This is a genomic window from Variovorax sp. GW823-FHT04F07, assembly GCF_058795995.1.
This window is the reverse complement of the sequence record NZ_JBXAIG010000003.1, coordinates 389,120-400,942: the sequence shown is the minus strand read 5'-3', so window position 1 is coordinate 400,942 and position 11,823 is coordinate 389,120. Positions and strand designations below refer to the sequence as shown.

The 11,823-nt window shown below is 67.4% G+C and carries 13 protein-coding genes and 1 tRNA gene; 2 read left to right on the top strand and 12 right to left on the bottom strand.

Translation table 11 applies throughout. The features are described from left to right. Positions 1 to 252: 252 nt before the first annotated feature. From AC1RAA_RS17185 to AC1RAA_RS17170, 4 genes are read right to left on the bottom strand one after another with little or no spacing between them, the layout of a single operon-like run. A complete protein-coding gene (locus AC1RAA_RS17185) occupies positions 253 to 1,074 on the bottom strand; it encodes an ATP-binding cassette domain-containing protein (protein WP_095949168.1) in 822 nt (273 codons plus the stop codon). Then, positions 1,071 to 2,060: an ABC transporter ATP-binding protein gene (locus AC1RAA_RS17180; protein WP_492731070.1), complete on the bottom strand. Its 990-nt coding sequence runs from the start codon at positions 2,058 to 2,060 to the stop codon at positions 1,071 to 1,073. The genes AC1RAA_RS17185 and AC1RAA_RS17180 overlap by 4 nt, the downstream gene beginning before the upstream one ends. Positions 2,061 to 2,071: 11 nt before the next feature. Next, the gene (locus AC1RAA_RS17175; RefSeq protein ID WP_062481348.1) at positions 2,072 to 2,947 is read right to left on the bottom strand and encodes an ABC transporter permease; all 876 of its coding nucleotides are present in this window, start codon (positions 2,945 to 2,947) and stop codon (positions 2,072 to 2,074) included. Next, a complete protein-coding gene (locus AC1RAA_RS17170) occupies positions 2,944 to 3,894 on the bottom strand; it encodes an ABC transporter permease (protein WP_492731072.1) in 951 nt (316 codons plus the stop codon). The genes AC1RAA_RS17175 and AC1RAA_RS17170 overlap by 4 nt, the downstream gene beginning before the upstream one ends. Positions 3,895 to 4,039: 145 nt before the next feature. Here AC1RAA_RS17170 and AC1RAA_RS17165 point away from each other — a divergent pair, with 145 nt between their 5' ends. Beyond that, positions 4,040 to 4,345 carry a YfhL family 4Fe-4S dicluster ferredoxin gene (locus AC1RAA_RS17165; RefSeq protein ID WP_492731074.1) on the top strand — a complete coding sequence of 102 codons (306 nt, stop codon included), beginning with the start codon at positions 4,040 to 4,042 and terminating at the stop codon, positions 4,343 to 4,345. Here AC1RAA_RS17165 and AC1RAA_RS17160 read toward each other — a convergent pair. The 8 genes from AC1RAA_RS17160 to AC1RAA_RS17125 form a co-directional block, all read right to left on the bottom strand. Next, complete coding sequence (locus tag AC1RAA_RS17160) at positions 4,328 to 4,747, bottom strand: hypothetical protein (protein WP_492731077.1); 420 nt, start codon at positions 4,745 to 4,747, stop codon at positions 4,328 to 4,330. The genes AC1RAA_RS17165 and AC1RAA_RS17160 overlap by 18 nt on opposite strands. 128 nt (positions 4,748 to 4,875) lie before the next feature. Continuing rightward, entirely contained in the window at positions 4,876 to 5,511 is a 636-nt protein-coding gene (gene pth / locus AC1RAA_RS17155; protein ID WP_056573407.1) for an aminoacyl-tRNA hydrolase, read from the bottom strand. Between the two features lie 81 nt (positions 5,512 to 5,592). Next, positions 5,593 to 6,249 (bottom strand): 50S ribosomal protein L25/general stress protein Ctc, encoded by a 657-nt coding sequence (locus tag AC1RAA_RS17150; protein ID WP_062476274.1) that lies wholly within the window; start codon positions 6,247 to 6,249, stop codon positions 5,593 to 5,595. 86 nt (positions 6,250 to 6,335) lie between these two features. Next, positions 6,336 to 7,310, bottom strand: a complete 975-nt coding sequence (locus tag AC1RAA_RS17145; protein ID WP_062476346.1) for a ribose-phosphate pyrophosphokinase — start codon at positions 7,308 to 7,310, stop codon at positions 6,336 to 6,338. 143 nt (positions 7,311 to 7,453) lie between these two features. Then, a tRNA-Gln gene (locus tag AC1RAA_RS17140) sits at positions 7,454 to 7,530 on the bottom strand. A 71-nt stretch (positions 7,531 to 7,601) separates the two neighbouring features. Beyond that, positions 7,602 to 8,483: a 4-(cytidine 5'-diphospho)-2-C-methyl-D-erythritol kinase gene (gene ispE / locus AC1RAA_RS17135; protein WP_070061996.1), complete on the bottom strand. Its 882-nt coding sequence runs from the start codon at positions 8,481 to 8,483 to the stop codon at positions 7,602 to 7,604. Then, positions 8,480 to 9,025 (bottom strand): lipoprotein insertase outer membrane protein LolB, encoded by a 546-nt coding sequence (locus AC1RAA_RS17130; protein WP_095746668.1) that lies wholly within the window; start codon positions 9,023 to 9,025, stop codon positions 8,480 to 8,482. The genes ispE and AC1RAA_RS17130 overlap by 4 nt, the downstream gene beginning before the upstream one ends. Further along, on the bottom strand, positions 9,026 to 10,882 hold the full coding sequence (locus AC1RAA_RS17125; RefSeq protein WP_492731081.1) for a tetratricopeptide repeat protein: 1,857 nt from the start codon (positions 10,880 to 10,882) through the stop codon (positions 9,026 to 9,028). Positions 10,883 to 10,953: 71 nt separating this feature from the next. Here AC1RAA_RS17125 and mutM point away from each other — a divergent pair, with 71 nt between their 5' ends. Further along, positions 10,954 to 11,769, top strand: coding sequence for a bifunctional DNA-formamidopyrimidine glycosylase/DNA-(apurinic or apyrimidinic site) lyase (gene mutM / locus AC1RAA_RS17120; RefSeq protein WP_070061998.1), 816 nt, complete (start codon positions 10,954 to 10,956; stop codon positions 11,767 to 11,769). The last annotated feature ends 54 nt before the right edge of the window (positions 11,770 to 11,823 follow it).

The following is an 11,823-nucleotide window of genomic DNA, read 5'->3' as shown; positions in this document are numbered from 1 at the left end:
GTCAGTGTCGAATGACTGCTTCGGCGCGCACCGTGCCCCAGGGGGAAGCGCAGCGCCACGAAAGAAAGACACACAGCACGAAAGATGCCACGTGCAGCGGATCATTCTCTCGCAGCAGGCCCTCCGGTGCGCGCCGGCGCGGGCGGTTTTTCCTCGGGACGTTCCCGGATGGGCGAGCGATCTTGCGCGAAGCCAGGGCCTCGCGCCACCAGATGCTCATGACCGATCTGTCCGAGGGCCGGGCCCCGGTGTTCAGGCCGCGCGCAGTGTGCCGCCGGGCGGCGTGTGCAGCACCGCCGACAGCAGGGTGCGGGTGTACGGATGCTGCGCGTGATGGAACAGCTCGGCCGGCGGCCCCTGCTCCACGATCTGGCCCTTGAACACCACGCACACCTCGTCGCACAGGTGGTTGACCACGGCGAGGTCGTGGCTGATGAGCAGGTAGCTGATGCCGAACTGCTGCTGCAGGTCCTGCATGAGGTTGAGCACCTGGGCCTGCACGGACACGTCGAGTGCGCTCACGGGCTCGTCGGCCACGATGAGCTTGGGGCGCGTGATGAGCGCGCGTGCGATCGCGATGCGCTGGCGCTGGCCGCCTGAGAACTCGTGCGGGTACTTGTCGAGGTCGGTGGTGCGCAGGCCCACGGCGGCGAGCGCTTCGGCGGCGCGTTCGCGCTGCTCGGCGCGGCGTGTTTCGGCCAGTGCTTCGAGCGGCTCGGCGACGATGCGTGCGACGGTCTGGCGCGGGTCGAGCGAACCGTACGGGTCCTGGAAGACCATCTGGAAGTCGCGCCGCGCGGTGCGCAGCTCGGCCTTCGAGAGCGCGTGCAAGTTGCGGCCTTCGAGCGCGACGCTGCCCGAAGTCGGCGTGTCCAGCGCCATCACGAGGCGCGCGATGGTCGACTTGCCCGAGCCCGATTCGCCGACGATGCCCAGGCTCTTGCCGGCCTGCACGCTGAAGCTCACGCCATTGAGGGCCTTCACGGTGGGCGGCGGGCCGAAGAGTTTTTCGCGCGGCAATGCGTAGTGCCGCACGAGGTCGGTCACCTGCAACAACGGGGTCGATGAATTCATGGCGCAACAGCCTGCGCGGCTGCAATTTCTTCGAGACGCATGCAGCGCACCGCGTGGTCCGGCGGCAGCACCGTGGCGGACGGCCGCGTGGTGTGGCAGGCGTCGACTGTGTAGGCGCAGCGGCCCGCGAACGGGCAGCCCGGTGGCAGGTCGACCAGCTCGGGCACGCTGCCGCGGATGGTCGCCAGGCGCAGGCCGCGCGGCGCGCCGATGGTGGGGCGCGCGGCGAACAGGCCTTGCGTGTAGGGGTGGGCGCGCTTGGCGAACACGGCGTCGGTGGGGCCGCTCTCGACCACGCTGCCGCCGTACATCACGAGCATCTTCGAGACCGTCTGCGAGATCACGCCGAGGTCGTGCGAGATCAGGATGAGCGCCATGCCGCGCTCGGCCACGAGGCCCTGGATGAGCTCGAGGATCTGCTTCTGGATCGTCACGTCGAGCGCGGTGGTGGGCTCGTCGGCAATCAGCAGGTCGGGGCCGCAGGCCAGCGCCATCGCGATGCCGATGCGCTGGCGCTGCCCGCCGGAGAACTGGTGCGGATACGCATCGAGGCGCGAGGCGGCGTCGGGAATGCCGACGCGGTCGAGCAGCGCGAGCACTTCCTTGCGCGCCTCGGCTTTCGAGAGGCCGCGGTGCAGCCGCAGCGGTTCACCGACCTGGCGCGCGATGGTGTGCACCGGGTTCAGGGCCGTCATCGGCTCCTGGAAGATCATGCCGATGCGGTTGCCGCGGATCTGGCACATGTCCTTTTCGTCGCGCCCGACCAGCTCGGTGCCGTCGAAGCGGATGCTGCCCGTGACCTTGGCGGTGGACGGCAGCAGGCCCATGAGCGACATCACGGTGATCGACTTGCCGCAGCCCGACTCGCCGACGATGCCCAGCGTTTCGCCGCGCTCGAGCGAGAAGGAAATGCCGCGCACGGCTTCGGCCGGGCCGCGTTGCGTCTGCAGGCCGATGTGGAGGTCGTTGACTTCGAGAAGTGCCATGGCGTGCTTGCTTACCTCGCGCGCGCCAGGCGCGGATCGAGCAGGTCGCGCAGGCCGTCGCCCATCAGGTTCAGGCCGAGCACCGCCAGGGCGATGGCCATGCCGGGGAACACCGCGAGCAGCGGCTGCTGGAACATGAGGGTCTGGGCTTCGCTGAGCATGCGGCCCCACGATGGTTGCGGTGGCTGCGTGCCGAGGCCGAGGTAGGAGAGGGCGGCCTCGGCCAGGATCGCGATGGCGAAGCGGATGGTGATCTGCACGATCAGCACGGCCGAGATGTTCGGCAGCACGTGCTGCATCGTGATCGCAAACGATCCCTTGCCGCAGGCGCGTGCAGCGGCCACGTACTCGCGCGACCAGATCGCGTTGGCCGAGGCGCGCGTGATGCGTGCAAACGTCGGGATGTTGTAGATGCCGATCGCGATGATGGCGTTGACGATGCCGGCACCGAACACGGCGGTCATCATGATGGCCGAGAGGATGGCGGGGAAGGCGAGCGTGAAGTCCGACAGGCGCATCACCGCTTCCTCGACCCAGCCGCGTCTCGCCGCAGCGAGCAGGCCCAGCGCGGTGCCGACCACGAGGCCGATGCCCACGGCGATCACGCCCACGAGGATGGAGGCGCGCGCGCCCACCAGCAGCAGCGAGGCCACGTCGCGCCCGAAGGCATCGGTGCCGAGCCAGTGCGTGGCCGAGGGGCCCTGCATCTTGTTCGCCATGTCCATCGCGTAGGGCGACCACGGCGTCCAGACCAGGGAGAGCACGGCAGCGATCAGCAGCAGCAGGCTCAGCACGCCGCCGATCGCGAAGCTGCGGTGGTGCAGGGCGCGGCGCCAGAAGCCCGGCACCTTGAGCGCGACGGCGCTGGGAACTGTGGTCGTGCTCATACGTCGCTCGCCTTGATGCGCGGGTCGATCACGGCGTAGAGCACGTCGACCACGAAGTTCACGATGACCACCATCGCCGCGAGCAGCATCACGCAGTTGCGCACCACGATCAGGTCGCGGTTGCTGATGGCCTGGAAGATCAGCCGGCCCAGCCCGGGCAGGTAGAACACGTTCTCCACCACGATGGTGCCGGCCAGCAGTTCGGAGAACTGCATGCCCATGACGGTGATGACTGGGATCATCGCGTTGCGCAGCACGTGGGTCCACAGCACCATGCGCTGGGACACGCCCTTGGCGCGCGCGGTACGCACGAAGTCTTCGCGCATCACCTCGAGCACGGCCGAGCGCGTGATGCGCGCGAGGATGGCTGCCTGCACTACGGCCAGCGAGAGCGCCGGCAGCAGCAGCGATTTCAATCCCGCGAAGATGCCTTCACCCCAGCCCTCGAAGCCGCCGGCGGAGAACCACTGCAGCTGCACCGAGAACACAAGGATCAGCAGGATCGCGAACCAGAAGTTGGGAATGGCGATGCCGACCTGGGCCATGCCCATGAGGCCGACGTCGCCGAGCTTGTTGTGGCGCGCTGCGGCCGTCACGCCCACGAGCAGGGCGATGACGACGGTCAGGGCCATCGCCATCACGGCCAGCGGCACGGTGAGGGCCAGGCGCTCCAGGATCAGGTCGACAACGGGCGAGCTGTAGGCGTAGCTGTCGCCCAGGTTGCCGGTGAGCAGGCCGCCGATCCAGTGCCAGTAGCGGGTCCAGGCGGGTTGGTCGAGGCCGAGCTTGGTGGCCAGGGCGGCGACGGCGTCGGGCGAGGCGTCGGGGCCCATGAGCATCTGCGCGGCGTTGCCGGGCAGGATCTCGAGGACGAGGAAAACGATGACCGAGGCGCCGATCAGGGTGCCGATCAGCGTGGCGATGCGCTTGAATAGAAACAGACTCATGGGGCGGGCCGCAGCATAACTGACTGGTGCAACAACCGTGCCTCGACTGTGAACTTTGTCGCTCCTCGCCGGACCGCCCTGACGCCGACGCGGGCTCCGCAAGGCCCGTGGCAGGGCGTTCGCCCGCTCCGCCGATAATCGGGGAATGGCCCTCATGATCACCGACGAATGCATCAACTGCGATGTCTGCGAGCCCGAGTGCCCGAACGATGCGATCTACATGGGCGCCGAGTTCTACGAGATCGACCCGCACGAGTGCACCGAGTGCGTCGGCCACTTCGACGAGCCGCAGTGCGTGCAGATCTGCCCGGTGGCCTGCATCCCGGTGAACCCGGCGCATGTGGAGACCCGCGAGACGCTGATGCAGAAGTACGTGCGCCTCACGGCGGACAAGGCGGCCCCGCCTTCGTCGGATGCCGCCTCGCCGTCGTCGTCAGCCGGCGCCCTCTGAGCCGGACGGTTTCTTCTTCTTTTTCTTCTTGCCTGTGTCCTTCGGCGCCTCGTCGCCGGTCGAAGGGCTGTTGAAGCGCGCACTCGTCGGGCGGGGCTCGGCCGTGTGCTTGCGCTGACGGGCCTGGGCGGCCTGTTCGGCGGGCGTGAGCGGCTGCGCGTTCGTGGCGAAGCGCCCCGCATCGAAGGTCGTGGGACTGCGCCGGCCGAGCGCCTCCCGCTCCTGCGACTCCCGGTTGCGTGCCAGCCGACCCGCGCTGTGTTCGTTGCGGCGCGTGGCGTCTTCCGACGCCTTGCGGTCCGCATCGCTGCGCCGGTCGTCCACCTTCACGGTCCGCCCACCTTCGCACGGCTGGTCGGAGTAGGTGTTGCCGCATCGCCAGGTCTGTGCTGAAGCGCCCATGGATGCGATGGACAGTGCTATTGAAAATATAGCGATTGCCGCTGTTCCAGCCGTCTTCTTGTTCTTCGTCGTCGTTCTTCTTTTTCTCATTTTTTGTTTGCTCTCCCTCCCTGCACTCCCGTGGCCGGCTAGGTGGCGGCAGGCGTCGTGCCTCCGTCGCCGGGCTCCCGCCTCGGCGGCTTGGGCCGCGGCGGTTTGCTCGTGTGAATCATCAGCGTGGCTTTTTCCATCTCGCCGGCCACCAGCGCGGGGGCGGCATGCAAGGTGCGCACGATGGCGTCTTCAATCGCTTCACGTTGTTCCTTGAGCGGCTTCTTGAGCACCCAGTTGACGACCTCCGACTTCACGCCGGGATGGCCGATGCCCAGCCGCAGGCGCCAGTAGTCGCCGGTGCCGAGCTGCGCGTGGATGTCGCGCAGGCCGTTGTGGCCTGCATGGCTGCCGCCGAACTTGAGCTTGGCCTGGCCGGGCACCACGTCGAGCTCGTCGTGCACCACGAGGATTTCCTCGGGCGCGATCTTGAAGAAGCGCGCCAGTGCGGCCACTGACTTGCCCGACAGGTTCATGAAGGTCTGCGGCTCCAGCAGCCAGATGCTCTGGCCGCCGATGTTCGCGCGCGCCGCGAGGCCGTGGTAGCCGCGCTCGGGCACGAGGTTGAGCTTCCAGTCGCGCGCGAGGGCGTCGATCCACCAGAAGCCGGCGTTGTGGCGCGTGGCTTCGTACTCAGGGCCCGGGTTTCCGAGGCCGACAAACAGCTTGATCATGGCGGGAATTATCTCGCCGCCCCCCAAAGCAAAAGGCCCGCACGGGGCGGGCCTTCTGTTCGCGGACGGAAAGAAAGAGGATTACTTCTTCTTGGCCGTCTTGGCGGCGGGCTTGCCAGCGGCGGCAGCAGCGCCTTCGGCAGCAGCGCCTTCGGCGGCCGGTGCCGGCTCTTCCGAGACCAGCGGCGGCACGGCCGACACGATGACGGGGTTGGTCTTGCCGTGGCTCACGAACTTCACGCCCTTGGGCAGCTTGATGTCGTTGACGTGCAGCGTGGCGTTCTTCTTCAGGCCCGAGAGGTCGATCTCGATGAATTCAGGCAGATCGCTGGGCAGGCAGTTGATTTCCAGCTCGGTCATCACGTGGTTCACGAGGTTGTGATCCAGCTTGACGGCGTCGGACTCTTCTTCACCCTTGAAGTGAAGCGGCACCTTCATGTTCATGCGGGTCTTGGCATCGACGCGTTGGAAGTCGATGTGTTGCACCAGCTGGCGGAACGGGTGGTATTGCACGTCGCGCAGCAGCACCTTGGTGACGGCGCCGGCGAGGTCCATTTCGAGGATCGACGAGTGGAAGGCTTCCTTCTTCAGGGCGTGCCACAGCGCGTTGTGATCGATTTCGATCAGTTGCGGCTGGGTGTCACCACCGTAGACGATGCCCGGGGTCTTGCCCGTGATGCGGAGACGGCGGCTCGCACCCGTGCCCTGCTTTGCGCGCTCATAAGCGACGAATTTCATAACTAGCTCCTGTGAGAGTCCACCGCGACCAGTGAGACTCCGATTCAAAAAGGCCTCCGAAGGAGGCCTGCTTTTTCGCTCTCAGCTCAGAACAGGTTGTCCTGGTCCGAGAACAAACTCATCACCGACTCGCCCTTGGCAATGCGCTGGATCGTTTCGGCGATCAGCGGTGCCACGGAGAGCTGGCGGATCTTTCCGCACGCGACGGCCGCGTCGGAAAGAGGGATGGTGTTGGTGACGACCACTTCGTCCAGGGCGGTGCCCTTGGAGAGGCGTTCGATGGCCGGGCCCGAGAAGATCGGGTGCGTGCAGTAGGCGTACACGCTCTTGGCGCCGCGTTCCTTCAGCACTTCGGCCGCTTTGACCAGCGTGCCGGCCGTGTCGATCATGTCGTCCATGATCACGCAGTTGCGGCCGTCGATCTCGCCGATCACGTTCATGACTTCGCTGACGTTGGCCTTCGGGCGGCGCTTGTCGATGATCGCGAGGTCGCAGTTCAGTTGCTTGGCCAGCGCACGGGCGCGCACCACGCCGCCGACGTCGGGCGAGACCACGATCAGGTCTTCGTAGTTCTTCTGGCGCAGGTCGCCCAGCAGCACGGGCGAGGCGTAGATGTTGTCGACCGGAATGTCGAAGAAGCCCTGGATCTGGTCGGCGTGCAGGTCCATGGTGAGCACGCGTTCGACGCCCACGGTTTCCAGCAGGTTGGCGACCACCTTGGCCGAGATCGGCACGCGGCTCGAGCGCGGGCGGCGGTCCTGGCGGGCGTAGCCGAAGTAGGGAATCACGGCGCTGATCCGCTCGGCCGAGGCGCGCTTGAGCGCGTCGACCATGATCAGCAGTTCCATCAGGTTTTCGTTGGTCGGCGCGCAGGTCGACTGCACCACGAACACGTCGCGGGCACGGACGTTCTGGTTGATCTCGACGGTGACTTCGCCGTCGGAGAAGCGACCGACGCGTGCGGCGCCCAGCGAGGTGCCGAGGTTGTGCGCGATTTCTGCAGCAAGGCCGGGATTGGCGTTGCCGGTGAAAACCAAGAAGTCAGGGTGATTGGCCTGCATGAGCGCGTCCGGGCAGTGCAAATGGGCTTGCGGGAAAGCCGCCAAAGGTTTCGAGTCGTGGCGGCCTGTGTGGGCCGCCGATTATTGCAGCCGGTGGACTGCAAAAGAAGCACTGCGGCCATCAGGCCGCAGTTTGAGAGATTTGGCAGGGGAGAAAGGATTCGAACCTTTGCATGCTGGAATCAAAATCCAGTGCCTTAACCAGCTTGGCGACTCCCCTACACAGGTTGATGGTTTGCACCACCCACCGATATATGTCGCATCGAACCGCAGAGCGTTCCGATTATCTCTTCAGGCTGCCCATCCCCAGAGTGGATGAACTGCCAGATTGTCGCATTGTCGAACCTGCCATCCCCGGGGGGCTTCCAGCAGTTCCGCTTCCTGCGGCAATTGCGGCATCTTCGCGAACACCGAACTCCCGGAGCCGGTCATCCGGGCCTTCAATCCTTGCAGTCCGAGCCATTCGATGGCGTCGGTGACTGCGGGGCAAAGCCGTTGGGCAACCGGCTGCAGGTCGTTGTGACCGAAGTCGTAAACCCCGTTGCCGAGGTTTGTGGCTTCTAGCTGTTCGCTATCTGCAGCAAAGCCTGAGATTATAGCAACAGGAGTTGCCCGTTCCAAATCATCCGCAGAAAAAATTAATCGGGTATCGAGTCCCTCGGGTGGCTTGGCCACCACGAAGCGTGCCGGCGGCAGGTTCACGGGGGTGATTTCCTCGCCGATGCCCTCGACCCAGGCGTTGCGTCCGCCGAGGAAAAAAGGCACGTCCGCGCCCAGCTTCAACCCGATCTGTGCCAGGCGCGACAGCGGCAGGTTCAGGTTCCAGAGGCGGTTGAGCGCGAGCAGGCAGGTGGCCGCATCCGACGACCCTCCGCCCATGCCCGCCTGCGCCGGCACGTGCTTGGCGATGCCGATGTGCGCGCCCTGGCCCGGTGCGGCATGCGCCTGCAGCGCACGGGCGGCGCGCAGTACGAGATCGTCGGCCGGCAGCGGCGTGGTGAGGTCTTCGCGGCTCAGTTGGCCATCGTTGCGTAGTTCGACGTGCAGCGTGTCGCACCAGTCGATCAGCATGAAGACCGACTGCAGCAGGTGGTAGCCGTCGTCGCGCCGCCCGGTGATGTGCAGGAACAGGTTCAGCTTGGCCGGCGCGGGAAGGTCGTAGATCGCCTTCATGAGCGTTCGAACACGATGCGCAGGTCGGCCCGTGGTGCCGGGGATTCGCGGGTGGCCTGCAGGCGGCCGTTCGACAGCTGGCCCAGATCGGCGCGCCAGCCGGGCACGGGGTCGGCGCGGCCATCGAGCCAGCCGAACAGGGCGCCCACCGGAATGGCGGCGCCGGTGGCGGCTTCGATCAGCGCGTCGACGGAGTCGTAGCGGCGGGTCTCGCTGCCGTTCTTCAGCAGGGCTTCACCCGGCGCCCAGTGCAGTTGCGCGAGCGTGCTGCCGATGGGCGTGGTCAGCGTCAGGTCGCCGGTTTCGGCCGAGCCGCGCAGCTCGAACAGGGCGGCAAAGGTCTGGACCGGTTCGCTGTCGATGCGCAGCGACATGCGCCCGCTCCAGCTGGCCGAACGCCCGGGTGCAGCGGCCGGGCCGCCCGAGAGTTGGGCGCAGCCCGCGAGCCACAGCAGCAGTGCACCGCCGCCCGCGCCGAGCGCCGCGCGGCGGGTGAAGGACTCGTCGCCCCGCGCGGGAGCCGTGTGCGTGATCGATGCCATTCAGGGTTTGACGCGCAGGCGCTTGAGGGTTTCCTGCAGCGTCTCGTTCTCGGCGTCGGTCAGCAGCGATTCTTTCCAGATCGCGACCGCGCGGTCCTTCTGGCCGACCGACCACAGGACTTCGCCGAAGTGCGCGCCGATCTCGGGGTCGGGCCGCGTCTTGTAGGCTGCCTCGAGGATGCGGATCGCCTCCGCCGTGTTGCCGAGCCGGAACTCGACCCAGCCCAGGCTGTCGGCAATGAACGGGTCTTCGGGCGCGAGCTGCACGGCCTTCTGGATGAGCGTGCGCGCCTCGTCGAGCCGGATCTTGCGATCGGCAAAGGAGTAGCCCAGCGCGTTGTACGCGTTCTGGCTCTCGGGCTTGAGCGTCATGAGGCGGCGCAGCAGCCGCTCCATGTCGTCCAGGCGATTGAGCTTCTCGGCCATCATGGCCTGGTCGTAGACGAGGTCACCGTCGTCCGGCGCGGCGGCCGAGGCCTGGGCCAGCAGGTCGTAGGCGGCCTGGTATTGCTTGGCTTCGCGCAGCAGCTGGGTTTCGGCCAGCAGTTTCTGCTTGCGCTCCTCCGCAGTGCGCTCGGGCAGGGCGCGCAGCAGCTCGCGGGCCTGGGGCAGCTTGCCCTGCTTGGCGAGCAGGCTGGCGCGGCGGCCCTGGATGGCGCTCTGGTTGTCAGTGCTGTCGATGCGCGTGATCCAGCGGTCGGCCGCCTGGAAATCCTTGCGCCGCTCGGCCAGCTGCGAGAGCACGAGATACGCCTGCGTCAGCCCGCGCTTGCGGTCGGCGATGTCGCCGGCGTCCTGGCTCTGGCCCGGCGCCGTCATCAGGTCGACGTAGCGCTTGAGCGAGGTTTCGGCCGCCGCTTCCTGGCGGGCCTGCATCTGCAGGCTGCCGAGCAGCAGCCACGGCTCCGCCAGCTCGGGGCGCGCGGCGGTCAGGGTCTGCAGCTGCGTGGTGGCGTCGCTGAAGCGGCGGTTCTCGACCAGCGTGCGCGCATAGGCGATGCGCAGGTCGGGCGAGGCCTTGGGGTTGTTCGCGAGGTAGCGCGTGACGATCGGCTCGGCCAGCGGCTGGCCCGGGTCGATGAGCTCGAGCGCCAGCGCCGAGGGTGCCTCGGACGACGGGTCGATGGCCTGCCCCTTGCGCGCGGCGTCCAGCGCCCCCGAGGGGTCGCCGGCGTTCAGGCGCAGCCGGCCCACGGTGGCCCAGGCCAGTCCGCCGGTCGTGGGGCTCTTGAGCTCATCGACCAGCGCCTGCTCGACCACCGAGGCGGCCAGCTTCTTGTCGGCGGCGCGGCCATAGGTGCGCGCGATCACCGCCATCAGCAGGGGGCGCTCGATCTGCGAGGTGGCGGCCACTTCGGCGCGCAGCGGTTCGACGGTTTCGCTGATGCGGTTCAGCGCGATCAGGATCTGTAGCTCGATGCGCCGGGCATCGCGCGAATTGGGCAGTGCTTCCTGCCAGGCGCGTGCCGCGGAAATGGCGGCGTCGCCGGAGCGCGACTGCAGCGCGATTTCGACCGCGCGCTGGAACAGCTTGCCGTCGCGCAGGCGCCGGGCGGCGTCGAGCACCAGCGAATAGCCGGAGCCGGGGTCGCCCGAGCGGGCGGTGATCTCGCCCATGAGGATTTCGTAGAACAGGTCGGCCGTCAGCGCCGACGGCAGCGCGGCTTCGGCGGCCGGCTTGGCGGCCGCAGGGGTCGTCCGGGGGCGCACCGGCGGCTTCGGCGGTGCCGTGCGCTCGATGGCGGGAGGCGGGTTGCCGGCGGCGGTGGGTTCGAGAGATTGTGCGTGCGTTGCATAAGCAAGCAGCACGAGAGACGCGGCCGCCGCAAGGCGGTGACGGCGGGGCGATGGGTTCATCTGACCATAATAATCCAGCCATTTGAACGAGCGCCGCATGGGGCTTCGTCGCTGCCGGAGTTTTACTTTTCATGCCTGAACTACCCGAAGTCGAAGTCACCCGGCGCGGCTTTGCCGACCGCATTGCCGGCGCGCGCATCGAGTCCGTGCGCATCGGCAAGCCGCTGCGCTGGGCGCTGATGGTGGTGCCGCAGGCGCTGGTCGGACGCCGCGTGCGCGAGGTGCGCCGCCGCGGCAAGTACCTGCTGATCGACCTGGACCGCGGGCTTCTGCTGTTGCACCTGGGCATGTCGGGCAGCCTGCGTTTCGACATCCACCTGCCGGAACCCGGCGTGCACGACCACTTCGACCTCGTCACCGAGCTTGGTACGCTGCGGCTGAACGACCCGCGCCGCTTCGGTGCCGTGGTCTACGTGGACGATGAAGAGGCGCCCTGGGCCCTCAAGCTGCTCGGCGGACTGGGCATGGAGCCGCTGGGCGATGCCTTCGACCTCGACGCTTTCCACGCGGGGCTGAAGAAACGCCGCACGGCCATCAAGCAGGTGCTGCTCGCGGGCGACGTGGTGGTGGGGGTGGGCAACATCTACGCGTCGGAGGCGCTGTTCATCGCCGGCATCCGCCCGACCCTGTCGGCCGCGCGCATCAGCCGGCCGCGCGCGGCCAAGCTGCATGCGGCGGTGCGCGACATCCTGGCGCGGGCGGTGGAGAAGGGCGGCAGCACCCTGCGCGACTTCTCGAACGTGGACGGGCAAAGCGGCTACTTCCAGCTCGAAGCGACCGTCTACGGCCGCGCGGGCGAGCCGTGCCGTGTGTGCGGCACGCCGATCCGGCAGCTGAAACAGGGGCAGCGCTCTACTTATTACTGCCCCCATTGCCAGAAATCCTAGGGACGGTGCGCCCGATGGCGGCTGCTTCGGGGCAAACTCCTGCCGGTACCCCGT

Bases quoted from the DNA above. Each gene is read 5' to 3' on its own strand.
- AC1RAA_RS17180 (WP_492731070.1), bottom strand. From the start codon at position 2,060: ATGGCACTTCTCGAAGTCAACGACCTCCACATCGGCCTGCAGACGCAA.
- AC1RAA_RS17160 (WP_492731077.1), bottom strand. From the start codon at position 4,747: ATGGGCGCTTCAGCACAGACCTGGCGATGCGGCAACACCTACTCCGAC.
- pth (WP_056573407.1), bottom strand. From the start codon at position 5,511: ATGATCAAGCTGTTTGTCGGCCTCGGAAACCCGGGCCCTGAGTACGAA.
- AC1RAA_RS17145 (WP_062476346.1), bottom strand. From the start codon at position 7,310: ATGCAGGCCAATCACCCTGACTTCTTGGTTTTCACCGGCAACGCCAAT.
- AC1RAA_RS17175 (WP_062481348.1), bottom strand. From the start codon at position 2,947: ATGAGCACGACCACAGTTCCCAGCGCCGTCGCGCTCAAGGTGCCGGGC.
- AC1RAA_RS17165 (WP_492731074.1), top strand. From the start codon at position 4,040: ATGGCCCTCATGATCACCGACGAATGCATCAACTGCGATGTCTGCGAG.
- ispE (WP_070061996.1), bottom strand. From the start codon at position 8,483: ATGAAGGCGATCTACGACCTTCCCGCGCCGGCCAAGCTGAACCTGTTC.
- AC1RAA_RS17130 (WP_095746668.1), bottom strand. From the start codon at position 9,025: ATGGCATCGATCACGCACACGGCTCCCGCGCGGGGCGACGAGTCCTTC.
- mutM (WP_070061998.1), top strand. From the start codon at position 10,954: ATGCCTGAACTACCCGAAGTCGAAGTCACCCGGCGCGGCTTTGCCGAC.
- AC1RAA_RS17150 (WP_062476274.1), bottom strand. From the start codon at position 6,249: ATGAAATTCGTCGCTTATGAGCGCGCAAAGCAGGGCACGGGTGCGAGC.
- AC1RAA_RS17170 (WP_492731072.1), bottom strand. From the start codon at position 3,894: ATGAGTCTGTTTCTATTCAAGCGCATCGCCACGCTGATCGGCACCCTG.
- AC1RAA_RS17125 (WP_492731081.1), bottom strand. From the start codon at position 10,882: ATGAACCCATCGCCCCGCCGTCACCGCCTTGCGGCGGCCGCGTCTCTC.
- AC1RAA_RS17185 (WP_095949168.1), bottom strand. From the start codon at position 1,074: ATGAATTCATCGACCCCGTTGTTGCAGGTGACCGACCTCGTGCGGCAC.